Below are 23055 nucleotides of genomic sequence, written 5' to 3'. Positions count from 1 at the left end.
GCCCACCCACACCTTTTCAGGAGAATCACCATGGCTTGGACCCGAGATGAAATGGCCGCCATCGCGGCCGAAGAACTGAACGACGGCGACTACGTCAACCTTGGCATCGGCATCCCCACGCTGGTGGCCAACAACCTGCCCGACGGCGTCCGCGTTGTCCTGCAGAGCGAGAACGGGCTGCTCGGCATGGGCCCGTTCCCCTACGAGGGCGAGGAAGACGCCGACCTCATCAACGCCGGCAAGCAGACCGTGACCGTTCTGCCTGGCGGCAGCATCTTCGACTCCGCGACGTCCTTCGGCATGATCCGCGGCGGCCACGTCAAGGTCGCGATCCTCGGCGCCATGCAGGTCTCCGGCGCCGGCGACCTCGCCAACTGGACCATCCCCGGCAAGATGGTCAAGGGCATGGGAGGCGCCATGGACCTCGTGGCCGGCACCCCGCGCGTCGTGGTCCTGACGGAGCACAACGCCAAGGACGGCACCGCCAAGATAGTCAGGGAATGCACGCTGCCGCTCACCGGGCTCAGCTGCGTGGACCGCATCATCAGCGACCTCGCGGTCTTCGACCTGGTGAAGGACGAACAGGAAACAGGCGCCGGCCGGCAGCTGACGCTGACCCGGCTGGCCCCCGGCGTCACCGTGGAGGAGATCCGCGCAAAGACCGAGGCAGAGTTCGGCGTCGGCCCGGAGCTCGAAGGAACCCTTGAGATCGAAGAAACAGTGGAGGTGGCAGGCGCATGAGCCTGAAAGACCAGTTCGGCAAGGATGTCCTGCTCATCGGCTGGGGCCACAGCCGCTTCGGCAAGCTGACCGACGACACCCTCGAGTCCCTGATCGTGCAGGTCGCCACCGAGGCGATCGGCAACGCCAGGATCGAGGCCGGCCAGATCGATGAGATCTACCTCGGCCAGTTCAACTCCGGCATGATGCCGCTGGCCTTCCCGTCCTCGCTCGCGTTACAGGTCTCGGACCAGCTGGCCAACGTGCCCTCCACGCGGGTCGAGAACGCCTGCGCCTCCGGCTCGGCCGCGTTCCAGCAGGGCACCAAGTCCCTGCTGGCCGGCACCGCGAAGACCGTCCTGGTGATCGGTGCCGAAAAGATGACGCAGGCCGGGGCCGACGTCGTGGGCGCGGCCCTGCTCGGTGCGGACTACGACATGGCCGGCAAGGCCTCCACCACTGGGTTCACGGGGCTCTTCGCCGAGGTCGCGCAGCACTACGGGAAGCGCTACGGCTCTGGCAGCCTCGGCGACGTCCTGGGCACCATCGCGGCGAAGAACCACCGCAACGGCGTCGACAACCCCTACGCCCAGCTCCGCAAGGACCTCGGCGAGGAGTTCTGCCGCACCGTCTCGGACAAGAACCCGATGGTGGCAGATCCGCTGCGCCGCACCGACTGCTCCCCCGTGTCCGACGGCGCCGCCGCCGTCGTCCTCAGCGTCGCGCCGACCGGGGGCGTCACCGCCCCGGTCCGGCTCGCCGGCTTCGGCCAGGCGAACGACTTCTTCCCGGCCGAGCGCCGGGACCCGACCGAATTCGCCGCCACGCGGGCTTCCTGGCAGCGTGCCCTGGGGATGGCCGGCGTCGGGCTGGAGGAGCTCGACTTCGCGGAAGTCCACGACTGCTTCACCATCGCCGAACTGCTGATGTACGAGGCCATGGGACTGACCGAACGCGGCCAGGGGGCCCGGGCGCTCGAGGAAGGCTGGGTCTTCAAGGACGGCAAGCTGCCGGTCAACGTCTCCGGCGGGCTCAAGGCCAAGGGCCACCCCGTCGGCGCCACCGGCGTCTCCCAGCACGTCATCGCCGCCATGCAGCTCACCGGGACGGCCGGCGCCATGCAGCTGGCCAACCCGCGCCGGGCCGCGGTGCAGAACATGGGCGGCGTGGGCATCGCCAACTACGTCAGCGTGCTCGAAGCCGTCTAGCCGGGGACGGACACCAAGGCGCCGCCGAACCTCCCCACCTTTGACCGCCTTGACCGGCGCGTTCCGGGCCGCCGCGCGGCCACCGGCGGCAAAGGTGGGGAAATTCCGCACCGTCACCGCGGCTGGTCCCGCTCCCGGATCAGCTTCGCGATGGCGCCGAAGCCCAGGCGTTCCGCGTTCTCCAGGGCTGTGCGGCCCTGGGGGTCACGGATGCCGGAGTCTGCGCCGGCTTCGAGGAGCTGGCGCACCACCTCCTGCTGCCGTGGCCCGCCATTGTTGAGCAGGACGGCTTCCTGCATGGCCGTCCAGCCCAGGCTGTTGACGTGGTTCACGGGCACGCCCGCAGCGATCAGGATCTTTACGGTGTCCACGTGCCCGTGTTCGCTGGCGGGAATCAGCGCCGTTCCGCCGAAGCGGTTGGTGCTCCGCACGTCCGCACCGGCGGCCAAGGTCAGCTGGAGCACCTCGTTGAAACCCTCTGCACCTGCGTAGAGGAACGCCGAGTCCTGGAGGGCGTCCTTGGCGTTGACGTTGCCCCCGGCCCGGATTAGCTCCGCTACAGCGCCGGCATCGTTGGCTTTCGCGGCCCGGATCAGCCTCTGGTCGAGGTCAGCCTGCGCCTCAGGGGACAAGGCGGGACCGGTGGACGGCGTTGCCGCGGCCGTTGGTGGACTTGCCGACGGCGCTGCCGCGACCGTTGGAGGACTTGCCGACGGCGCTGCCGCCACCGTTGGAGGACTTGCCGGCGGCGTTGCCGCGACCGTTGGAGGACTTGCCGACGGCGCTGCCGCGAACGGGCCGGGATCCCAAGCCTGTTGGCAGGATGCCAGGCAGGCAGCCAGGACTGTTGTTGCGATGACCGCCACGGATACCTGCCGTGCCCGCCGCCATGCCCTGCACCGCTGCATGAACCCAGCGCCTACTTCGAGGCCCCGGCAGCGATGGCCTCGGCGCCGGCAGTTGCGCACCCTTCGTCCAGCATGCCATCCGGGGCGCCGCCCACGCCGATCCCGGCCACGGAGACCCCGTTGACCTTGAGCGGGACTCCGCCGGCCAGGAAGAGGGTGCCGGGGAGGTCCGCGATGCTGGGTCCGTTGCCGTTAATGCGCTTGGCAAGTTCGCTGGTGGGCGTGCCGAAGGCGGCAGCCGTATAGGCCTTCTGCTGCGCCGCTTCAATGGTGTGCTCGGCAGCATTGTCGCCGCGGAGCAAGGCCTGCACTGTCCCGAACCTGTCCACCAGGGCCACCGTGACGAACGGCAGCTTGTCCACCTGGCACTTGGCCAGAGCGGCCTTGACCGCGTCAGCGGAGGCGCCGACGCTGATCCGGTTCTGGGCAACCACGGTTTCGGGAACCGGCTGGATGTCGACGGCGGGAACAGCGGCGGGAGCGGCGGCCGCCGGAGGAGCGCCGGCTGGGGTGCCGGCGTTGGCTGCAGCCGTCAGCCCGCCCGCCAGGAGCAGTGCTCCGACGGCAGCGGAAGCGGCGATTTTCTTGGACATCTTCACGAGTACTCCTTGGAATCAGGTTCTGGGGACTGCCCGGATTCGTGCCCCGGGCCTCGAATCCATGCTTCCGTTTAGGACCTGGCAGGGCATCGGGCGTTAGTCTGCCGCAACCTCCCCCATCGGGCTGGGCGTATCAGCCAAAAGGCTGAGAGACCAGTAACGGCGCTGGTCATAGCATGGTGGGTAGCACTCCTCCACCGGAACCGGACCCCATGCCCTCCCCTTCACCAGCCCTCCCCACGCCGGGCCCCTCCACCGTCCCGCACAACACCGCTGCCGGAAGCGGCCCGCTGGGCCGGATTGACGCCGTCGTCCATCTTGGTTTTGCCGTCCTGCTTGTGGCGTCGGCGGTCCGCTACGTGATGCGGCACAGCCCGGCGGACAACCTGTGGGTGCTGGCCCTGGCCGCGGCGGTGTGTTCGCTGTACGCCGTGATCGCCGTACTCGCGCAGCGGCGCCGGCCGTGGGCGGTGTGGATGTTCGTCCTGGTGGCGCTTTGGGCGGTGCTGGTGATCGCGGCGCCAAGCTTCGCGTGGTGCTCGTTCGCGCTGTTCTTCTTGTGCCGGACCGCCTTCAGCGGCCCCGTGGCGTACCTCGCGGGAGGCGCGACGGCGGCAGCCACCGCCGTGGGGCTGTACCGGCTCAGCGGCGGCAGCGATATTGCCATGCTCCTGGGGCCGCTGGCCGTCGGCGTCATGCTGACGCTGATCTACGACCGCATCGAGCACGACGCCACCGAACAGCGCCGGCTGCACGCCGAGGTGTCGCTGGCGCAGGGCCGGCTGGCGGCCAGCGAGCGCAGGGCCGGCACGGTCGAGGAGCGTGAGAGAGTGTCCCGCGAAATCCACGACACCGTGACGCAGGGCCTGGCAAGCAGCCTCCTCCTTTTGGAAGCCGCGAACAGGTCATGGCCCAGCCCGGCGGCGCGCGCGGACGTCCAAAACGTCAGCGGAATGCTGCGCCGGAACCTGGCGGACACCCGCAGCCTGGTCCACGAGCTCGCCTCCCCCGGGCTGGACACGGCACCGCTGCCGGATGCCCTGCTTCAGGCGGCGTCCCAGTACGTCCCAGGCGTGCGTCTGCTGGTCACGGGCGAGCCGCGCCCAGTCCCCGCGGATGTCCGGCACGCGCTGCTTCGCGTGGTCCAGAGCGCTGCGGCCAACATCAAACTCCACGCAGCGGCGGCCAGCGCCACGGTGACGCTGGGCTTCCTGCCCGGCGCCGTCACGCTGGATGTTTACGACGACGGCGCCGGCTTCGACCCGCAGTCGCTGGCACCGCCGTCGGACGCGGGAGGTTACGGGCTCCGGGCCATGCGCCAGCGGGTGGAACGGCTGGGCGGCGTATTCTCGGTGGAAAGCACCCCCGGCGAAGGAACCATTGTGGCCGCGCAACTGCCAACTGCGGAGGAACAGTGAATCCGATTACCGTCCTGCTGGTGGACGACCATCTGGTGGTGCGCAGCGGGCTCAGGGCACTGCTGGGAACGCAGCCCGATATACAGGTCGTGGCCGAGGCGGCCTCCGGCGAGGAGGCGCTGGTCCAGATGGAGCAGCTCGGTCCCGCCGTGGTGGTGATGGACCTCGCCATGGGGCCCGGCATGGACGGCATCGAGGCCATCAAGCAGCTGCGCCGCCGCAACAGCAGGCAGGCCGTCCTGGTGTTCACCACCTACGATTCGGACGCTGACATTGTCCGCGCCGTTGACGCCGGCGCCATGGGCTACCTGCTCAAGGACGCCGCGCCAGAGGAGATCTTCGCCGCGATCCGGGGGGCGGTCCAAGGCAAGAGCGTGATGAGCGCCCCGGTGGCGTCACGGCTGTTCCAGCAGCTGCGGAACCCGGACGAAATCCTGACGCCACGCGAAGCCGAGCTGCTGAGCCTGCTGATCGAAGGCCTCAGCAACCGTGAGCTGGGCCAGCGGCTGTTCATCTCCGAGGCCACCGTGAAAACGCACCTGGCGCACATCTATGCCAAGCTCGGAGTGGAAACCCGGGCCGCGGCGATCGCCACCGCGATCCGCCGCGAGGGCATGCGGTAGCGGCCGCCCTCCGCCCGGGACGCAGGCCACGGTTCGAAACGGCCAGCCGCGCAGGGACGACTAAACTCGGTCCAAGCCCACCCACCACCATGCGAGGAGCCCCCATGCGCGCCACCATCATCCACGGTCCCGGCGACATCCGAGTCGAAGACCGCGACTACCCCACCCTCCAGCGGCCCACCGACGTCATCGTGAAGGTCACCGCCTCCTGCGTCTGCGGCTCGGATCTGTGGCCCTACCGCGGGGTCAAGCCCACCCACAAGCCGTCCGCAATCGGACACGAGTTCATCGGGACGGTGGAAAGCATCGGCGAGGACGTCAAGGACCTTGCCGTGGGCGACCTCGTGATCGCACCCTTCGTGGTCAGCTGCGGCGAGTGCCCCCAGTGCCTCAACGGCGTCACGGTCGCTTGCGACCGCCTCGCCGGCTGGGGCGGCAAAGATGACGCCGGTCACGGGATCGACGGCGGCCAGGGCCAGGCTGTCCGCGTGCCGCTCGCCGAGTCCACACTGGTCAAGGTCCCGGGCGTCACCGATCCCGACGATGCCCTCCGCGCCAGCCTGCTCACGCTCTCTGACGTCATGGCCACCGGCCACCACGCGGCCCTCGCCGCCAAGGCCGGGCCCGGCCGGACGGTCGTCGTGGTCGGCGACGGCGCCGTCGGCCTCTGCGGCGTGCTGGCCGCCAAGCGCCTCGGCGCGGAGCGGATCATCGCCATGTCACGGCACGCCGACCGGCAGGCGATCGCCCGCGAATTCGGGGCCACGGACATCGTCGCCGAACGCGGGGACGACGGTGTCGCCAAGGTCCGCGAACTGCTCGGCGGCGTTCTGGCCGACTCGGTGCTGGAGTGTGTGGGGACCAAGGAATCCATGGAACAGGCGCTGCACAGCGTCCGCCCGGGCGGCGCCCTCGGCTTTGTGGGCGTCCCCACCGGCGGGGCCGAAGCCCCGCTGCGCTTCCTGTTCGACACCAACATCTCGATCGGCGGCGGCATGGCCCCGGCCCGGACGTACATTCCGGAACTGCTGGCCGACGTGCTGGACGGCACCATCAATCCGGGCCGGGTGTTCGACTCGGTCATGCCGCTCGAGGAGGCGCCCGAGGCCTACCGCGCCATGGACGAACGGCGCGCCATCAAGGTCCTGCTGACCCCGTAGCAGGACCCACGACGGCGGCGGCGCCGGAGGCCGCGCGACTGCTTGCCCCCGCCCTTGCACGGGCAGGGGCGAGGGTCTAGCGTGAAGCGCATCAGCATCCGCCGCCGTCGAGGAGCCGTCATGGCCAGGTTTGTGCAGATCATCGAGTTCCAGTCGTCCCGCATCGAGGAGATCGAACAACTCGGCCGCCCGTCAAGAACCGAGGGGTCCACGGCCCCGACCTTCCGCCGCATCATGGCCACCGCCGACCGCGACCGCCCCGGCACCTACCTCACGATCGTTGAATTCGACTCCTACGAGTCCGCCATGGAGAACTCCAACCGGCCCGAGACCTCCGAATTCGCCGCGAAGATGGCCGCCCTGTGCGACGGTCCGCCGGTCTTCCGCAACCTGGATCTCATGTGGGAGGACACCGGCGAGGCCGACGCCGGCCAGTAGGCCTGCAGCAACACTTGGCAGGGGTGCCGCACCGGGCGCAGGACCGGGAACCGGCCACGGCTTCAAGCCGCGGCCTGGATACGCGGCTTGAATACGCGGACAGGACGTGGGAGCAGGAAAATGGGTTCTGCAGAGGGCAGGGCGCCGGAAAGCTTCGTCGTGGATCTCAGTGCATTGGGCTCCACTCCCCTGCAACTCGTCGGCGGCAAGGCCGTGAACCTCGGCAAGCTCACCGCGGCCGGGTTCCCTGTGCCGCGCGGCTTCTGCCTCACCACGGCCGCCTACCGGAAGGCCGCCCCGGCCGAACTGGACGCACTGGCGGCCCGCCTGGACGCCGCGCAGCCCGGATCCCCGAACGACGGCGAACCGAACGACGGCGAACCGAACGACGGCCAGCCGGGCCACGCCGTCTCGGACCACAACGGACCTGACCTGGGCGAGCTGGCGAGGCAGGCGCGGGAAATGATCGTGACCGCGCCGATTCCCGCCGACGTCGATGCCGCCCTCCGCGCCGCGTATGCCGCGCTCGGCAGCGGCGCCGCCGTGGCGGTACGGTCCTCCGCCACCGCCGAGGACCTGCCCTTCGCCAGCTTCGCCGGACAACAGGATTCCTTCCTCAACATTTCCGGAGCCGATGCCGTGGTCGAGTCCGCCCGCCGCTGCTGGGCCTCACTCTGGACCGAACGGGCCGTGGCCTACCGCTGCGCCAACGCGATCAGCCACCGCGACGTCGGGCTCGCCGTCGTCGTCCAGGACGTCGTCGCTGCCGCCACCGCCGGCGTGCTGTTCACCGCCAATCCGGTGACCGGCACCCGGACCGAAACGGTCATCGATGCGAGCGCCGGGCCCGGCCAGGCGGTGGTCTCCGGCAGCGTGAACCCGGACCATTTCGTCGTGGATACGGCCACCGGACGCATCCTGCTCCGCTCCCCGGAAAGGACCGCGGCCAGGCGGCGGCCGAGCCTGGACGACGCCCGGATCCGCGAACTCACGGCGCTGGGCGATACCGTCCAGCGGCTCTTCGGCGCACCCCAGGATATGGAATGGGTGATTGACGCCGCCGGCAAGATCTGGGTGACCCAGTCGCGGCCGATCACCACGTTGTACCCGCTGCCGGACCCGGCCGCTCCCGAACCCCTTGGCACAGAGTCGGCGGCCTCGGCTGAAACCCGTGTGTACCTGTGCGGCACGCTGCTCCAGGGCCTGACCCGGCCGCTCACCCCGATGGGGCTCTCGGTGCTGGGCTCCATGAGGAACCGAAATGGGCCGTGGCAGTACGTAAACCCAGGGCTGCGCATGTACATAGACATGACGCCCCTGGTTCACAACAAATACGGCCGCCGCTACCTGCTGCGAATGCTCCCGCTGGCGGACGGGAGGTCCGGCGCGGTTTTCCCGGCGCTCCTGGATGACCCGCGGTTCGGCGTGCGCCCACGGCCGTCCCGGCGAACCCGTCCGGCCGTACCGGGCGCGCCGGTCCCGCGGAAGCCCGGGAAGGTCGGCGCTGCAGCGAACACTGCGGCACGTATGGCCAACCTGGGCATGACGGTCCGGCTGATTCCAGCCATGCTGCGGGCCGCGGTACGGCCCGCCGCCGAACTGCGCAGCGCCTTCGACTACGGAAATCGCCTCGAAGCGGAGCTCGTACTGCCGGAACCGGCAACCACCTTTGGCCGGCTCGATCACGCCCAGCGCATCCTGGATAACACCGTGGACGGGTTGATCCAGGCGACGCTGCCCGGACCGTCCGTTGGCTACCTCCTGCTGGCGGGTGCCCGGAGGCTGCTGCGCGGCATCGCGGAACCGCGGGAACTCGAGGCGGTGTTGCGGGGGCTGCCCAACAACGTCACCACTGAGATGGACCTTGAGCTCTGGCAACTGGCCGTCTCCATCGGCGCGAATGACGCATCCCGTGAGGTTTTCCTGGCCCACGCTCCGAAGGAACTGGCTGCCAGCTACGCGGCCGGCGCGCTGCCCGCGGTGGCGCAGACCGGCGTGCACGGGTTCCTGGACCGCTACGGCCACCGCGCCGTAGCGGAGATAGACCTTGGCATGCCGCGGTGGTCGGAGAAGCCGGACCATATCTTCGGAATGATCTCGAACTACCTCCACGTTGAGGACCCCGAACAGGCCCCGGACCGGCAGTTCGCCCGCGCTGAGGAACATGCCGAGGCCAGGATCCGCGACCTTGTGGAACGGACCAGGGCCCGCAGCCGGTTCCGGGCGCATCAGGTCGAGTTCTGCCTGCGCCGGACCCGGCAGTTGTCGGGGCTGCGCGAACTGCCCAAGTTCTACATCGTCCTCGCGCTCGCGGAAATGCGCCGCCAGCTCAAAGAGGTCGGTACCGAACTGGCCCGGACCGGTTCGGTTGCCGCCGCGGACGATGTGTATTTCCTCGAATTCGACGAGGTCCGGGTGGGCTTGCGGGGGGCCGACCTCAAGGGCATCGTCGCGGACCGCCGCCGGCTCTACGACGTCGAACTGCGCAGGCGCCGGATTCCCCGGCTGCTGCTCTCCGACGGCACGGACGTGGAGGCCGCCGTGATGGCCAAGTCCCCCGCCTCCGGCGCCCTCGCCGGGACACCGGCGTCGGCCGGTACCGCCACCGGAACGGTCCGGGTCATCCTGGATCCGGTGGGCGCCCACCTGGAGCCCGGGGAAATCCTCGTGGCACCTTCCACCGACCCTGGGTGGACACCCCTGTTCATGACCGCCGGCGCCCTGGTGATGGAGATGGGCGGGGTGATCTCGCACGGCGCAGTGGTGGCCCGCGAATACGGCATCCCGGCCGTGGTGGGCGTGCCGGACGCTACCACCCGGCTCCGGACCGGCCAGAGGGTGACCGTGGACGGATCCGCGGGAACGGTGCGCCAGGTGGATGCCCCGCGCTCCCCCGCGAAAGCCGCCGGCAGCCTGGCCGGCTAAGCAGATGAAGGGGCTATGTTAGGTCTATGGTGTCTGTCGGCCGCAACGCAGAGGGCACACCATTTCCCGAGCCCGAGGGCTTCGGTTCGGGACTGGTGGACGATGCCGCCCGCCGGGACGCCGCGTTGCCCGACTTCGACTGGGCCGAACTCCCGAAAGGCGTGGTGCGCGGTGAGTTCGCGGCGCCCAGCGGCACGCTGGCGACCATCTCCACCGGAGATCCCGGGAACCCGCGGGTCGTGCTCATCCCGGGTGCAACCGGCTCCAAGGAAGACTTCATCCTCATGCTGCCCGAGCTCGCAGGGGCCGGCTATTTCGTCCTCAGCTGCGACATCGCCGGGCAGTATGAATCCGCCCCGGCCGGGCCGGAAAACCTCGTTCCGCCCCGGCGCCGCTACGATTACGAACTCTTCCGCGACGACCTCCTCGCCATGCTGGATGCCGAAGAAGGCGCGGTGCACGTCGTGGGATACTCCTTCGCGGCGATCGTAGTCCAACTGGCCTTCGCCCACCGGCCAGAGAAATTCCGCAGCCTGACCTTGATCAGCTGCCCGCCCGAGCCGGGTCAGAGTTTCCGCGGCCTGCGCCTGGCCGGCTGGTTCAGTCGCTGGGTCAGCAGCAGGGTCGGCACAGCGTTGATGATTTGGGGTATCCGCAGGAACGTTGCCCGTGTGGCGCCCAAACGGCTGCGGTTCGTGAAGAGCCGGTTCGCGTTTACGCGCCGCGCCTCCGTCATTGACATCATCGGCCTCATGAAGCACACACCGGATCTGCGGCGTGTCCTGGCCGCCGCGACGCTTCCGAAGCTTGTCGCCGTCGGCGAACACGACCTCTGGCCGCTGGCGCTGCACCGCAACTTCGCGCAGTCGATCGGGGCGCGAATTGCGGTCTACCGCGGCGGCCACAGCCCCAGCGAAACCTCGCCGTACCAGATAAGCCGGGACCTGATTGAGCTCTTCGACGCCTCCGTCTCCGCATGACTGAAGCAAGCGGCCGAGACGAAGACCGTCGCTAGACCCTTGCACCGCGGCCCGTCGCACCGTACGTTGGGGACAGCGGACGAATGTCTCCGCAGCCGTTGGCCGCAGGGCCGCCGGAGATCAGCAGCATTTCAGAAGGATAAAGGCATGGCTACAGGCACAGTTAAATGGTTCAACGCCGAAAAGGGTTTTGGCTTCATTGCCCCGGATGACGGGTCGGCCGACGTTTTCGCCCACTACTCGGCAATCGCCACCAGCGGCTACCGCTCGCTGGACGAGAACCAGAAGGTTGAATTCGACGTCACGCAGGGCCCGAAAGGCCCGCAGGCTGAGAACATCCGCCCGCTCTAAGTACGTTGGAATTGCCCCGGCCGCCTGGCCGGGACACTTCCCCGAAGACCACAACGCCCCTCCGGAGGACTCCTCCGGAGGGGCGTTTGTGTTCGCCGGCCCCTGCTGCCGGGCGCACTGCTCAAGGGGCCCGGCTCCACGGGCGCCCGGCTCAAGGGCCCGGTGTCAGCCGACGTGGACCCAGGGACGCTTTGTGACGTCCGGCTCGGCCTCGCGCAGCACTTCACGGGTGACCGGCGCGATTTCGCCTTCGCCGAACGCCAGGAACCGCAGGAGGTTGGTGAACGGGTTTCCCTCCGTCCATCGGAAGTAGATGTGCGGCATCAGCCCGGTGACATCGCGGATGTGCAGCAGCACGGAGGCGATCGTGTTCGGTACAACAGGCCCGTGGACCTCCAGGATCTGGTACCCATGCCGGATCACCCCGCGGACCTCGAGCGCGGTCTCAAAGTCCGACGAGTCGTCCACCACGACTTCGAGGAATATCGCCTGGTAGTCCACCGGGAGGTGGCTGACCTCAATGGCGGACGTGAGCTTGTCCCGGTACGCCTCGGCGCTCAGCCGCAGGGGTTCGTGGGCAATGATCGCGATGGGGCCCGATTCATTGGCGGCCAGGAATTCCAGGGCAGGGGTGTCCATCCGCACGTGAGTGGCGTGGAGCTCGAAGGAGCGCCGGAGGCGGGAGAGCAGGGAGATCACGATGATCCCGACGATGAAGAGCGCCGCGATCCGAATGCCTTCGGGCCGTTCGAAGATGTTGGCCACCGTGGTGTAGATAAACACGACGGCGATGACGCCGAAGCCGATACTGCGCTTACGCTGCCGCCGGCTGCGCGCGGACAACGTCACGGCAATCGCCGCCGATGTCATCAGGACCAGGACGCCGGTGGCGTAGGCGCCGCCCTGGGCGTCGACGTCGGCGTCGAACAGCCAGGTGATCAGGAACCCCACGAGCGTGAACACCAGGACCAGCGGCCGGACCGCGCGGGCCCATTCCGGAGCCATGCCGTACCGGGGCAGATAGCGCGGCACGAGGTTCAGGAGCCCGGCCATGGCCGAGGCGCCGGCAAACCACAGGATGGCAATGGTACTGATGTCGTAGACGGTGCCGAATCCGTCGCCCAGGTATTGGTGGGCGAGGTAAGCCAGGGCACGCCCGTTCGCCTGCCCGCCCGGCTGGAATTCCTGCGCCGGGATCAGCACCACCGTGGTGAAGCTGGTCGTGATGAGGAAGGCACTCATGATGAGGGCCGCCGTCGTCAGCAGTCGGCGGGCCCCCTTGATCCGGCCCTCAGGGTTCTCCTCGGTGTCCGTGGCGTGACCGCGGATCTGCGGCATGACGGCGACCCCGGTCTCGAACCCGGAGAGTCCCAGGGCCAGCTTCGGGAAGACCAGCAGCGCGATGCCCACCACCATCAGCGGGCTCCCGTGCTGGGTGGTCAGGGCCAGCCACCAGTTGTCCACGGCCACCGGGTGGCTGATGACCTCGAAGATCGTTGTTATGACCACGATCACGTTCAGTCCGAGGTAAATACCCACGAGGACGACGGCGACGCCGATCGCCTCCTTGAAGCCGCGCAGGAACACCGCGGCGAGCAGGGCCAGGAAGACGAGCGTGACCGCGACGTTCTGGCCTTGCATCCAGTCGGGGGCGAAGGGGTTTTCGATGGCGTGAGCGGTCGCGTCGGCGGCGGAGAGCGTCATGGTGATCATGAAGTCTGTGGCGGCGAAGCCGAGCAGCACCAGGACGAGCAGTTTCCCGCCCCAGCGCGGCAACAGCCGCTCCAGCATGGCGATGGACCCTTCACCGCGCGGACTTTCGCCAGCGACACGTCGGTACACCGGCAATGCGCCCAGCAGGGTGACGGCGACGAGGACCAGGGTGGCCAGCGGCGAAATCACGCCGGCCGCGAGCGCGGCAATGGCGGGCTGGTAGCCCAGGGTGGAAAAGTAATCCACGCCGGTCAGGCACATGACCTGCCACCACGTGTGTTTCTTCAGGTGGCTGTCGCTCACGGCCCCGGGCCCTTGGTGGATTCCCTTGGCGTCCTGGAGGCCGAACAGCAGCCAGTTCCTGAAGTGCTCCCCTGCGCCCGGCCGGGGCGCCGAAGGATCTGCCGGGGGCCGACTGAGCGTGGTCATGATGTCCTTTCTACGCGGCGCACCGCGCCGCTTCCGTCCGCGACAGTACCAGCCCCGGCAGCCGCCGCTACCGCCAGGCGAACAATCCTGACGGTTCCTTAACGCGGGCAAGGTATAGCCCACCGCGAAGGCGAAGTGTTCTCCGCCTTCGCGGCCCCCGCCTCATCGATCTCACCCGCGTTGCCTTCGTCAAGGCCTACGACGTCCAGCGGCGGCGTTGGGGACTCGGACCCGGAACGCGTCCGGCACCCTGCGCGACTAGCTGTCTGGACTCTGAATCGTGCGCGCATCCGCGCGATCCTGCGGGGTTGTCCCGCGTCCGGATACAGTGGACCCGCCGGCGCCTTGGCTGTGGGATCGGCCAGGGCTGCATGCAGGAGCGAGGGACAGACATCATGACCATGATCGACAACGCCGTCTACGTTGACGGTCTGCGGACGGACAACCCCAAGAATCTGGATGAAACGTATGAGGTCATGCGGGCACGCGGGGGGATGGCGTGGATCGGGCTGTACCGTCCGGGCCTGGATGAACTGACATCGGTTGCGAACGAGTTCAGCCTGCACGAGCTTGCCGTTGAGGATGCCCTCCACGGTCACCAGCGGGCCAAACTTGAACGCTACGGGGACACGCTGTTCACCGTGCTGCGCCCGGCACGGTATCTGGACGATGTAGAGAAGGTTGAGTTCGGCGAGCTGCACGTCTTTGTCGGTCCGGACTTCGTGGTCACGGTCCGACATGCGGAGTCCCCTAACCTGGCCAAGGTCCGCCGCCGGATGGAGGCCGCCCCGGAGCTGCTGGCGCTGGGCCCGCAGGCCGTGCTGTACGCAATCCTGGACGAAGTCGCGGACCAGTATGAACCCGTCGTCGCCGGCCTGGAAAACGACATCGACGAGATCGAGGACGAGCTGTTCAGCGCCGGCCCGGACGTGGCCCGCCGGATCTACGAGCTCTCCCGGGAAGTCATCGAGTTCCAGCGCGCCACGCACCCGATTCGGCCCATGCTGGAGGCCCTTGAACGCGGTGCGGAGAAATACCATCTTGATCTGGAGCTGCAGCGCAGGCTGAGGGACGTCCATGACCACGTCATCCGCGTCGTGGAACGCGTCGATGCTTTCCGTGTTCTGCTTCAGAGCGCGCTGACCGTCCACGCAACGCTGGTGGCCCAGCAGCAGAACGAGGAGATGCAGCGTCTCTCTGAATTGAGCCTGGCCCAGAACGAGGAGATGCGGCACCTCTCCGAAGCGGGCCTGAGCCAAAACGAGGAAGTCAAGAAGATCTCTGCTTGGGCCGCCATCCTCTTCGCTCCCACCCTCGTGGGAACCGTATACGGGATGAACTTCGACGTCATGCCCGAACTGGCCTGGTCGATGGGTTACCCGTTCGCGCTCGGCCTCATGCTCGCCATGGGTGTCGTCCTGTACCTTTCGTTCAAGCACCGCAAGTGGCTCTGAACTGCCAGGCGAGATCCCGGCAACTGTCATCGGACGTGCTCCGACCCGGCACCCCGGGCCTTCAGGTGCCGGAAGACCGCTGGTGCTGCACCGGGCGGGTGATAAGCGTCGGGCATTGAACATCCATGAGGACATCCCGGGCAACCGAACCCACCAGGACGTCCAGGCCACCGCGGCCTTTGCATCCAATGACGAGGAGCACGGCATGCGCGCCGGCCCTGACCAGGGCCGGCGCCGGGTACCTGCCGCTCTCCAGCACCGGGTTAACCCGCAATCCGGGATGGTCCTGGGCCAAACTGGCGACGGCTTCAGCCAGAACCGGGCAGGTATCCGTGGCCATTCCGTCGGCTCCGGAGCCTGCTGGCCCGCCGCCGGGTTCTTCCTGACCGTTGCAGACATGGACCACCATCAGGTCCTGGCCAAGGCGGAGCGCCTCCGCGGCGGCCCATTCCACCGCGACGGCCGCGTCCGCGGACCCGTCGGTGCCGACGACAACACCGGACCGGTCTTCGTCGCCGGCCGCGGGCACGACCGCCACCACGCAGTTGCTGATGGCGGCCGTCTGAAAACTGACCGACCCGAAGCCCTCACCGTGCCTGTCCGGGCGCCTGTCGGTTCCTACCACGACCATGTCCGAATCCCCAGAGAGCCGCCGAAGGGTCCTGGCTGTCTCTCCTGTCCCGAGAGTCGTGCTGACCGGGACCGCGGGGTCCAGCGCCGACACCCGCTGGGCTTCCGCAGCCAGCAGCTCAGCGGCCCGGTTCATGGCCTCCTGATACCGGTCGGCGTGCCGGAAGGACCACGGACCAGGAACGACACGCACCAGATTCAGGGGTACATGAAACTGGGCGGCCCGCCTGGCCGCCCACTCCAATGCGGCGTGACCGGCCTTGGAATTATCGACACCAACCACGATCCGGCTGTGCACGATTCCATGCCCTTCGGGGAACTTGCCAGTACATCCAATATCCCGGCGTTGTCCTCGCGCAGCCTAGGGCCGGAAGGCCCCCCGGCACGGGTCCAGGGGATCGCAAACAGCCGCGATGACGGCTTTCAAAAGCAGGTGCCGCTGCGATGAACGGCACGCCGGCAGCTGAGGCTAATTCAGCTTAGATCCAGCTGCGCTTTCTGAAGATCCGATACAGGATGGTGCTGACGGCGATCATCGAAGCGACCGAAAGCGGATAACCGTACTCCCAGTGCAGCTCGGGCATGTTCTCGAAGTTCATGCCGTACACAGTGCCCACGAGGGTCGGGGCGAACAGTATGGCGGCCCAGGCGGAGATCTTCTTCACCTCTTCGTTCTGGGCGTTGCTGGACTCCGCGAGGTGTTTCATTTCCTCATTCTGGCTCTGTGCGACGAGGGTCGCGTTGACAGTAAGGATGTCCCTGAGCATGAACCGGAAGCCGTCGATGCGTTCGTTGACCTGGGCTGTGTGGTCGGCGACGTCGCGCAAGTATTGCTGCAGGTCGTCGGCGATCCCGTATTTCGTGAAGCCGCCGGCTAGGGCCTCAAGGATGCGCGTCAGCGGGTGGGTCGAGCGTTGGAATTCGATCACTTCGCGGGAGAGCTCGTAGATGCGCCGGGACACGGCGGGGTCGCCGCCGAAGACTTCGGTTTCGATTTCGTCGATATCGTTCTCCAGGCCCGAGACCACAGGGGCGTAGTCGTCCACGACGGCATCCAGGATCGCGTAGAGCACAGCCTCCGGGCCCAGCCGCAGCAAAGTTGCGTCGTGCTCGAGGCGCCGGCGGACCTGCACCAGATCCGGCGACCCGCCGTGGCGCACGGTGATGATGAAGTTCGGGCCAACGAAGACGTGGAGTTCGCTGAATTCGATCTCTTCGCGCGAATCCAGATAGCGGGCTGCCCGCAGGACCACAAAGAGGGTGTCGCCGTAGCGTTCGAGCTTGGATCGCTGATGGGCCACGACGGCGTCTTCCACGGCGAGTTCATGCAGGTCGAATTCGGCGGCCAGAGACTGCAGCTCAGAAGCCTCCGGCCGGACGAGACCGATCCACGCCATGGATCCCTCGAAGCGGCCCAGTTCCTGGAACGTCTCCTGCAGCGTCATCGGCGAGGACACCCGCCTGCCGTCCAGATAGATGCCGCTGTCGACAAGGCTGGGCCGGCCCGCGGCTGCCAGGTCCCGGGTCCCGGCAGAGGCCGCAGCGGGGACTCCGATGTCCGGGCGGGGGCGGGAAGCGAGCTTGTACAGGCGCGTGGAAATGCGGCGAGCATTCATGGTGGCGGTCCAGACGTAGGAAGTGCAGGGTGAGATGGCCAAGATGGCCTCTCCCGCCGTGGGCTACGTTCGGATGACGTGTGGAACCCGGGACACGGGGTTCAGGCGGGAGAGGAGATGTCCCCGGCGCCGGTACTTGGAGGCTCGGTGTACACGCGACACGTCCTCTCCCTCAGGTGAAACCCTACAAAATCCTGCCCATTACATCACGGCCGGTCCCGGCCGGACAAAAAATCCCCAGGCGGCAAGTCAGAGCCACCTGCGGCGCTTGAACATCGCACACAGCACGATGCCCCGAGTACCGCAGCAAATTCTTGCTAAGGCTGGCGCGCCTCATTCTCAGACGACTTCCACCAGTCTGATCGTCTCGTTGGTTCGTTCCAGCTCTTGGGACCAATAGCCGGGATCCTTGGCCATCTGCCGGTATTCATGTGCGAAGTCCCGGAAGAGCTCGCTCAGTAAGGTGTCATCGCCTTCCACCACTTGGCGGACAGCCTCGATGTTGAGAGGAACATTCAAAAGCCGTTCGGCAGGGACGACGACTTGGTGAATGTCGTCCTGGAACCGGAGCCGAAACGAGTATTCGATGGCCAATTTCATTGGGTTGCGCCAGCCTTTCGGTCGAGTTCGGTGGAGAACGAAGCGTACCGGGGAGACATTGTAGATCTGCGCCTAATGTAGCGGGGACCAAACCGTCGAGGTAGACCGCTCGGAATCACCGCAGGAGATGATCGCCGGGCCCCGGAAGCTCGCCTGCACGGGAAAAGGGGGCCGCTCGCCAACTCGATGACATGCTGCTGCCTCGGGTCGACGCCCAACGGATTCCCATGCGAGCCCATCTCCGGGCGGCTGCATCTGGGGCGCATTAAGATAGCGCAAATTTGTGGCCTCCCGCCATATGGAAAGCGTTAGGGCCTGTTCCGGTGACGCTCCGCCGGTGCTGTCATGAAACAAGGAACGCTGCAGCCACCGTGGCCGCAATCCGATCCCCAGCAGGAGTCAACCAGCATGCACACCACGTCCCGGCGGATACAGGACACATCCGGTCTTCCCGCCGGAGCCGGTCCCACCCGGGATTTCGTCGCCGTCGATGACAGCGGGGAGTTTTCGTATCACCGGTCGGAACAGGATTTTATGGGGGCCTTTGAATACATCGAAGAAGCTGCGTGCATCATCGACCGCAGCGGCAGTGCCTACCGCCTGGCCTTGGATCCGAATCGTCACCTGATCCTCGGGCGCTCCCATGGCCCAGTGGAATTCCAGTGGCTCCGCCACGCCTGGATGGACGCGCAAAGCGCGCACCCGGAAGGGCACCGGCTCCGCCGCTTCTACCCCGCTACCCGTTACGAAGTGGTCTCGGACCTGTTCGAAACCCTCGCCCTGGAAAGCGGGACAGCACCGGCCGCGGGCGCCTGGTCTCTGGACATCGACGGCTTTGCATCACGCCCGTCCAACATTGAAGAAATCGACCGCCTGCTCGCACGTCAGGACCGGCTGGAGCATGCCCGTGTGAAGGACCCCTTCGGACACATCTACCGGCCCGCAAGACACCGTAAACACCGGTACCTGCCGGCTGCCGGATCCATCCTCTACGTCGAAATCCCCGCCACCGCCGCAGCTCACTGAGACCGATCCTCCGCCGCCGGAATCAATTCGGCCCGGCACCGCCTGCGCTTCCCGCACCCGTTAGGTGCGCTTTTCGCGCCCGTTAAGGTGCGCTTTTCGCGCCCGTTAAGACAGCGTCAAGATCCGCCCTCAAGGCGTTAAGAAAGCATCAGGACCGGGTTTTTTCCCTTTGCGAAGGCGTTGACTTTCAGTAGCCCCGCAAACGGGGCGCAGATGAAAGGAACCCTGCAATGGCCGACCTGGCTGTTATCGGAATCCTCATGGTTGCCATGGGGTTCGTTATGTGGATCGGCCACGTCTTGGCCGGGATGGTCGGCGGTGCCGATGACCGGCCGGAGGGTGGCAAGTGAGCGCCGACGCGATCATGTGGCTCGTCCTGCTGATTGCCGGATTGTGCCTCTTCGGCTACTTGCTGGCCGTCCTGATTCATCCGGAAAAGTGGTGAGCGGATCATGACCTTCAACTCTGCATCTTTTGTTGTCCAGGTGGTGGCGCTGCTCATTGTTCTGGCAGCCCTGCACAAGCCTCTGGGCGTCTACCTGGCCCGGGTTTTCGAGGGCACGACGTCCAGCCGGCCCGAGCGTCTGTTCTACCGGCTGGCCGGGGTCGATGCCGACACCGAGCAGACCTGGTCCGTCTACCTTCGCAGCGTCCTGGCGTTCTCGGCCGTGTCCATTCTGGCGGTGTTCGGCCTCCAGCGGCTGCAGGGCGTCCTGCCGGGCAGCGGTTCCCTGCCCGGCGTGGACCCTTGGGTGGCCATGAATACGGCCATTTCCTTTGTGACCAACACGAACTGGCAGACGTACGTCCCGGAGACCACGGTAGGCATCTTCGTGCAGATGACGCTGCTGGCGGTGCAGAACTTCCTCTCCGCCGCCGTCGGGATCGTCGTCGTCGTCGCGCTCATCCGCGGCATCGCCCGCACGAGGACGCAGCGGCTGGGCAACTTCTGGGTGGACCTGGCCCGGACGTCGTTCCGGGTCCTACTGCCGCTCGCGTTCGTCGCGGCCGTGCTGATGGTCCTCGGCGGAGTGGTGCAGAACTTTTGGTTCACCGAGGTCACGAACCAGGCCACCGGCGTTTCGCAGCTCATCCCGGGTGGCCCGGTCGCGTCCCAGGAAGCCATCAAGATCCTCGGCACCAACGGCGGCGGCTACTTCAACGCCAACTCTGCCCACCCGTTCGAAAACCCCAACGCCCTGATCAGCTTTTTCGAGGTGTTTCTCCTCCTGCTCATCCCCTCCGCGCTGCCCTACGCTTACGGCAGGATGGTGGGCGACCAGAAGCAGGGCTACACGGTAGCCGCCGTGATGGGCACGCTGTGGCTGGCTTCGATTTCGCTGATGGGCTGGGCCGTGGCGTCCGGTCAGGGAACCGCGACGGCGGCCGCCGGCGGCCTGGGCGAGGGTTTTGAGCAGCGCTTCGGCCCTGTGCCGAGCGCGATCTTCGCCACGTCCACCACGCTGACCTCCACCGGCGCCGTCAATGTCGCCCACGATTCCCTGCCGCCGCTGGCCGGCGGAGTGGCCATGGTGAACATGATGCTCGGCGAGGTCGCCCCCGGCGGAACCGGTTCCGGGCTCTACGGCCTGCTGATCCTCTCTATCATCTCCGTCTTCATTGCCGGGCTGATGGTCGGGCGCACCCCGGAGTACCTGGGCAAGAAGATCGGGCCGACGGAAATGAAGCTCGCCGCCATGTACATCCTGGTCACCCCGACCCTGGTGCTGGCCCTGTCCGGCATCACCGTGCTGCTGCCGGACATCATGGCCAATGCGCCGGCCACCGGTCCACACCAGTTCAGTGAAGTGCTCTACGCTTTCACCTCCGGGGCCAACAACAACGGCTCCGCGTTCGGCGGCATCACCACCTCGGGCCCCTTCCTGTCGGTCATGCTGGGCCTGGGCATGCTGCTGGGCCGCTTCCTACCGATCGTCTTGGTGATCGCCCTGGCCGGTTCCCTCGCCCGTCAGGGCAAGATTCCGGCCTCCGCCGGCACCGTCCCCACCCACGGCCCGCTGTTTGGCTCGCTGCTGCTGGGCGTGACAGTGATCATGACCGCCCTGAGCTACTTCCCGGCCCTTGCCCTGGGCCCCCTCGCAGAAGGACTTCTCAAATGACCCGGTCTCACACGGCATTAGCCACGGACACCGACGCCCAGACCTACGCCGACGGCAACCCCCTTGGCACTCCGGGCGAACATAAGCACCACACCAAGGCCCCGGCAAAACTCACGCTCGCGTCCGTCGTCGCCGCCCTGCCACTTGCGGTCCGGAAACTCTCGCCGCGGCAGATGATCCATTCCCCTGTCATGTTCACCGTGCTGGTGGGGGCCGCCCTGTGTACGGCGATCTCGGTGTACCGGCCGTCGGTGTTCGGCATCGCCGTGACGGTCTGGCTGTGGCTCACGGTCCTCTTCGGCACTTTGTCCGAATCCATCGCCGAGGGCCGGGGCAAAGCCCAGGCGGACAGCCTCCGCGCCAGCCGCAAGGGCGTCCAGGCCCGGCTCCGGCAGCCAGACGGCTCCACCAAGGACGTCCCCGGCACGGAGCTGCGTCTCAATGACGTGGTGATCTGCGAGGCCGGGGACGTCATCCCCTCGGACGGCGAAATCATCGAAGGCCTGGCGAGCGTCGACGAATCGACCATCACCGGCGAATCAGCCCCGGTGATCCGCGAATCCGGCGGTGACCGGTCCTCCGTCACCGGCGGTACGAGGGTGCTCTCGGATCGGATTGTCATCCGCATCACGGCCGAGCCGGGACAGACGTTCATCGACCGGATGATCAAGCTGGTCGAGGGCGCCGTGCGGCAGAAGACCCCCAACGAGATCGCCCTCCACGTGCTCCTGGTGTCACTGACCATCGTGTTCCTGGCCGTCACCATGTCGCTGGCACCGTTCGCAGCCCTCGCCGGCGCCACGCCTTCCCCGATCGTGCTGGTCGCCCTGCTGGTCTGCCTGATCCCCACGACGATCGGGGCGCTGGTCCCGGCGATCGGCATCGCCGGCATGGACCGCCTGGTCCAGCACAACGTGCTGGCCACCTCCGGCCGTGCCGTGGAGACCGCCGGGGACATCACCACACTGTTGTTGGACAAGACCGGAACCATCACGTATGGCAACCGCCGCGCTGTTAATTTCTTCCCCGCCAACCAGGTGGAGCGGACCCGGATGATCGAAGCGGCCCGGGTCTGCAGCCTGGCCGACGAAACCCCCGAGGGACGCTCCATCCTGGACCTCGCCGCGGACAAGGGCGTGACCGGGTCCGATCTGACCACACTCGAACGCACCTCCGGCAAGTTTGCCGTGGTCCCCTTCAGCGCCGGCACCCGCATGAGCGGGCTGGACCTTGACGGGCTGCAGATCCGAAAAGGGGCTGCCTCCACGGTGGCGGCATTCGTTGCCGAATTCGGCGGGCACACTCCGGCGGAGGTCGACCACCGGGTACAGGAAATCTCGGCCCAGGGCGGCACGCCCCTGCTGGTCGCCCAGGTGGACAAGGACGGCCGGGCGGACATCCTGGGAACCATCCACCTCGCCGACGTCGTCAAGCCCGGCATGCACGCCCGCTTCGCCGAACTGCGGCAAATGGGCATCCGGACCGTCATGATCACCGGCGACAACCCGATCACTGCCAAGGCGATCGCCGCCGAGGCCGGCGTCGATGATTTCCTGGCGGAAGCAACCCCGGAAGACAAGCTCGCGGTCATCAAGAAGGAACAGGCCGCAGGCCGGCTCGTGGCCATGACCGGTGACGGCACCAACGACGCCCCGGCCCTGGCCGCGGCAGACGTCGGCGTCGCCATGAACTCCGGCACCCCGGCCGCGAAGGACGCTGCCAACATGGTGGACCTCGACTCCGACCCCACCAAACTCATCAACATCGTCGGCATCGGCAAGCAGCTGCTCATCACCCGCGGCGCCCTGACCACCTTCTCGGTCGCCAACGACGTCGCCAAGTACTTCGCGATCGTCCCGGCGCTTTTCACCGCCGCATTCCCGGGGCTCGGACTGCTGAACATCATGGGCCTGGCCACCCCGTCTTCGGCCATCCTGTCCGCGGTGATCTTCAATGCCCTGATCATCATCGCCCTGGTGCCGCTGGCGCTCCGCGGCGTCAAATACCGTGCCGTCTCCGCCAACCAGGCGCTGGCCCGGAACCTGCTGATCTACGGGCTCGGCGGCCTGATCGCACCATTCATCGGCATCAAAATCATCGACCTCATGATTTCGCTCATCCCCGGAATCGGCTAGGA

21 protein-coding genes are annotated in these 23055 nt (G+C 67.2%); 14 read left to right on the top strand and 7 right to left on the bottom strand.

Translation table 11 applies throughout. The features are described from left to right. Positions 1-30 precede the first annotated feature (30 nt). Positions 31-741, top strand: a complete 711-nt coding sequence (locus AC1D2F_RS02600) for a CoA transferase subunit B (protein ID WP_229995096.1) — start codon at positions 31-33, stop codon at positions 739-741. Continuing rightward, positions 738-1928 (top strand): acetyl-CoA acetyltransferase, encoded by a 1191-nt coding sequence (locus AC1D2F_RS02595; RefSeq protein WP_476966091.1) that lies wholly within the window; start codon positions 738-740, stop codon positions 1926-1928. The genes AC1D2F_RS02600 and AC1D2F_RS02595 overlap by 4 nt, the downstream gene beginning before the upstream one ends. Positions 1929-2041: 113 nt before the next feature. On the opposite strand, the gene AC1D2F_RS02590 is transcribed toward AC1D2F_RS02595, so the two are convergent. From AC1D2F_RS02590 to AC1D2F_RS02580, 3 genes are all read right to left on the bottom strand, one after another. Beyond that, on the bottom strand, positions 2042-2560 hold the full coding sequence (locus tag AC1D2F_RS02590) for an ankyrin repeat domain-containing protein (protein ID WP_356815803.1): 519 nt from the start codon (positions 2558-2560) through the stop codon (positions 2042-2044). Further along, the gene (locus AC1D2F_RS02585; RefSeq protein WP_356815805.1) at positions 2550-2738 is read right to left on the bottom strand and encodes a hypothetical protein; all 189 of its coding nucleotides are present in this window, start codon (positions 2736-2738) and stop codon (positions 2550-2552) included. Before AC1D2F_RS02585 ends, AC1D2F_RS02590 begins: the two co-directional genes overlap by 11 nt. A 109-nt stretch (positions 2739-2847) precedes the next feature. After that, positions 2848-3429, bottom strand: coding sequence for a GlcG/HbpS family heme-binding protein (locus AC1D2F_RS02580; RefSeq protein ID WP_476966105.1), 582 nt, complete (start codon positions 3427-3429; stop codon positions 2848-2850). 218 nt (positions 3430-3647) lie between these two features. Between AC1D2F_RS02580 and AC1D2F_RS02575 the strand changes: the two genes are divergently transcribed. From AC1D2F_RS02575 to AC1D2F_RS02545, 7 genes are all read left to right on the top strand, one after another. Next, a complete protein-coding gene (locus AC1D2F_RS02575; protein ID WP_476966090.1) occupies positions 3648-4853 on the top strand; it encodes a sensor histidine kinase in 1206 nt (401 codons plus the stop codon). Next, on the top strand, positions 4850-5476 hold the full coding sequence (locus AC1D2F_RS02570; RefSeq protein WP_229993498.1) for a response regulator: 627 nt from the start codon (positions 4850-4852) through the stop codon (positions 5474-5476). Before AC1D2F_RS02575 ends, AC1D2F_RS02570 begins: the two co-directional genes overlap by 4 nt. A gap of 104 nt (positions 5477-5580) precedes the next feature. Further along, positions 5581-6636 carry a zinc-dependent alcohol dehydrogenase family protein gene (locus tag AC1D2F_RS02565; protein WP_229993497.1) on the top strand — a complete coding sequence of 352 codons (1056 nt, stop codon included), beginning with the start codon at positions 5581-5583 and terminating at the stop codon, positions 6634-6636. Between the two features lie 81 nt (positions 6637-6717). Further along, positions 6718-7074: a hypothetical protein gene (locus AC1D2F_RS02560; protein ID WP_229993496.1), complete on the top strand. Its 357-nt coding sequence runs from the start codon at positions 6718-6720 to the stop codon at positions 7072-7074. A 120-nt stretch (positions 7075-7194) separates the two neighbouring features. Next, positions 7195-9999 carry a PEP/pyruvate-binding domain-containing protein gene (locus AC1D2F_RS02555; RefSeq protein WP_476966089.1) on the top strand — a complete coding sequence of 935 codons (2805 nt, stop codon included), beginning with the start codon at positions 7195-7197 and terminating at the stop codon, positions 9997-9999. Positions 10000-10025: 26 nt separating this feature from the next. After that, positions 10026-10979, top strand: coding sequence for an alpha/beta fold hydrolase (locus tag AC1D2F_RS02550; RefSeq protein ID WP_229993494.1), 954 nt, complete (start codon positions 10026-10028; stop codon positions 10977-10979). A 147-nt stretch (positions 10980-11126) separates the two neighbouring features. Next, positions 11127-11330 (top strand): cold-shock protein, encoded by a 204-nt coding sequence (locus AC1D2F_RS02545; protein WP_009357211.1) that lies wholly within the window; start codon positions 11127-11129, stop codon positions 11328-11330. A 165-nt stretch (positions 11331-11495) separates the two neighbouring features. Here AC1D2F_RS02545 and AC1D2F_RS02540 read toward each other — a convergent pair whose 3' ends face one another. After that, complete coding sequence (locus AC1D2F_RS02540) at positions 11496-13472, bottom strand: APC family permease (RefSeq protein ID WP_229993493.1); 1977 nt, start codon at positions 13470-13472, stop codon at positions 11496-11498. Between the two features lie 395 nt (positions 13473-13867). Between AC1D2F_RS02540 and AC1D2F_RS02535 the strand changes: the two genes are divergently transcribed. Then, entirely contained in the window at positions 13868-14926 is a 1059-nt protein-coding gene (locus tag AC1D2F_RS02535) for a magnesium and cobalt transport protein CorA (RefSeq protein WP_229993492.1), read from the top strand. Positions 14927-14987: 61 nt separating this feature from the next. Here the strand turns inward: AC1D2F_RS02535 and AC1D2F_RS02530 are convergent, their stop codons facing one another. The 3 genes from AC1D2F_RS02530 to AC1D2F_RS02520 all read right to left on the bottom strand — a co-directional run bounded on the left by AC1D2F_RS02530 (position 14988) and on the right by AC1D2F_RS02520 (position 17772). Then, entirely contained in the window at positions 14988-15839 is an 852-nt protein-coding gene (locus AC1D2F_RS02530; RefSeq protein ID WP_476966088.1) for a universal stress protein, read from the bottom strand. A gap of 196 nt (positions 15840-16035) precedes the next feature. After that, a complete protein-coding gene (locus tag AC1D2F_RS02525) occupies positions 16036-17172 on the bottom strand; it encodes a magnesium and cobalt transport protein CorA (RefSeq protein WP_414645522.1) in 1137 nt (378 codons plus the stop codon). Positions 17173-17511: 339 nt separating this feature from the next. Continuing rightward, the gene (locus tag AC1D2F_RS02520; RefSeq protein WP_229993489.1) at positions 17512-17772 is read right to left on the bottom strand and encodes a hypothetical protein; all 261 of its coding nucleotides are present in this window, start codon (positions 17770-17772) and stop codon (positions 17512-17514) included. A 408-nt stretch (positions 17773-18180) separates the two neighbouring features. Here AC1D2F_RS02520 and AC1D2F_RS02515 point away from each other — a divergent pair, with 408 nt between their 5' ends. From AC1D2F_RS02515 to kdpB, 4 genes are all read left to right on the top strand, one after another. Further along, complete coding sequence (locus AC1D2F_RS02515) at positions 18181-18798, top strand: hypothetical protein (protein WP_229993488.1); 618 nt, start codon at positions 18181-18183, stop codon at positions 18796-18798. 346 nt (positions 18799-19144) lie between these two features. Continuing rightward, the gene (locus AC1D2F_RS02510; RefSeq protein WP_084475820.1) at positions 19145-19243 is read left to right on the top strand and encodes a potassium-transporting ATPase subunit F; all 99 of its coding nucleotides are present in this window, start codon (positions 19145-19147) and stop codon (positions 19241-19243) included. A 7-nt stretch (positions 19244-19250) separates the two neighbouring features. After that, positions 19251-20918 (top strand): potassium-transporting ATPase subunit KdpA, encoded by a 1668-nt coding sequence (gene kdpA, locus AC1D2F_RS02505; RefSeq protein ID WP_229993487.1) that lies wholly within the window; start codon positions 19251-19253, stop codon positions 20916-20918. Further along, positions 20915-23053: a potassium-transporting ATPase subunit KdpB gene (gene kdpB, locus AC1D2F_RS02500; RefSeq protein ID WP_229993486.1), complete on the top strand. Its 2139-nt coding sequence runs from the start codon at positions 20915-20917 to the stop codon at positions 23051-23053. Before kdpA ends, kdpB begins: the two co-directional genes overlap by 4 nt. Positions 23054-23055 lie beyond the last annotated feature (2 nt).

The sequence above is a fragment of the Arthrobacter sp. P1_B3 genome, from assembly GCF_056406615.1.
Note: the sequence above shows the minus strand (reverse complement) of the source record. Positions and strands in the feature narration are given on the sequence as shown.

What these genes read in the sequence shown, in the direction of transcription:
- AC1D2F_RS02600 (WP_229995096.1), top strand. Translation starts at nt 31, where the DNA reads ATGGCTTGGACCCGAGATGAAATGGCCGCCATCGCGGCCGAAGAACTG.
- AC1D2F_RS02595 (WP_476966091.1), top strand. Translation starts at nt 738, where the DNA reads ATGAGCCTGAAAGACCAGTTCGGCAAGGATGTCCTGCTCATCGGCTGG.
- AC1D2F_RS02580 (WP_476966105.1), bottom strand. Translation starts at nt 3,429, where the DNA reads ATGTCCAAGAAAATCGCCGCTTCCGCTGCCGTCGGAGCACTGCTCCTG.
- AC1D2F_RS02575 (WP_476966090.1), top strand. Translation starts at nt 3,648, where the DNA reads ATGCCCTCCCCTTCACCAGCCCTCCCCACGCCGGGCCCCTCCACCGTC.
- AC1D2F_RS02565 (WP_229993497.1), top strand. Translation starts at nt 5,581, where the DNA reads ATGCGCGCCACCATCATCCACGGTCCCGGCGACATCCGAGTCGAAGAC.
- AC1D2F_RS02555 (WP_476966089.1), top strand. Translation starts at nt 7,195, where the DNA reads ATGGGTTCTGCAGAGGGCAGGGCGCCGGAAAGCTTCGTCGTGGATCTC.
- AC1D2F_RS02550 (WP_229993494.1), top strand. Translation starts at nt 10,026, where the DNA reads ATGGTGTCTGTCGGCCGCAACGCAGAGGGCACACCATTTCCCGAGCCC.
- AC1D2F_RS02545 (WP_009357211.1), top strand. Translation starts at nt 11,127, where the DNA reads ATGGCTACAGGCACAGTTAAATGGTTCAACGCCGAAAAGGGTTTTGGC.
- AC1D2F_RS02540 (WP_229993493.1), bottom strand. Translation starts at nt 13,472, where the DNA reads ATGACCACGCTCAGTCGGCCCCCGGCAGATCCTTCGGCGCCCCGGCCG.
- AC1D2F_RS02535 (WP_229993492.1), top strand. Translation starts at nt 13,868, where the DNA reads ATGACCATGATCGACAACGCCGTCTACGTTGACGGTCTGCGGACGGAC.
- AC1D2F_RS02525 (WP_414645522.1), bottom strand. Translation starts at nt 17,172, where the DNA reads ATGAATGCTCGCCGCATTTCCACGCGCCTGTACAAGCTCGCTTCCCGC.
- AC1D2F_RS02520 (WP_229993489.1), bottom strand. Translation starts at nt 17,772, where the DNA reads ATGAAATTGGCCATCGAATACTCGTTTCGGCTCCGGTTCCAGGACGAC.
- AC1D2F_RS02515 (WP_229993488.1), top strand. Translation starts at nt 18,181, where the DNA reads ATGCACACCACGTCCCGGCGGATACAGGACACATCCGGTCTTCCCGCC.
- kdpA (WP_229993487.1), top strand. Translation starts at nt 19,251, where the DNA reads ATGACCTTCAACTCTGCATCTTTTGTTGTCCAGGTGGTGGCGCTGCTC.
- kdpB (WP_229993486.1), top strand. Translation starts at nt 20,915, where the DNA reads ATGACCCGGTCTCACACGGCATTAGCCACGGACACCGACGCCCAGACC.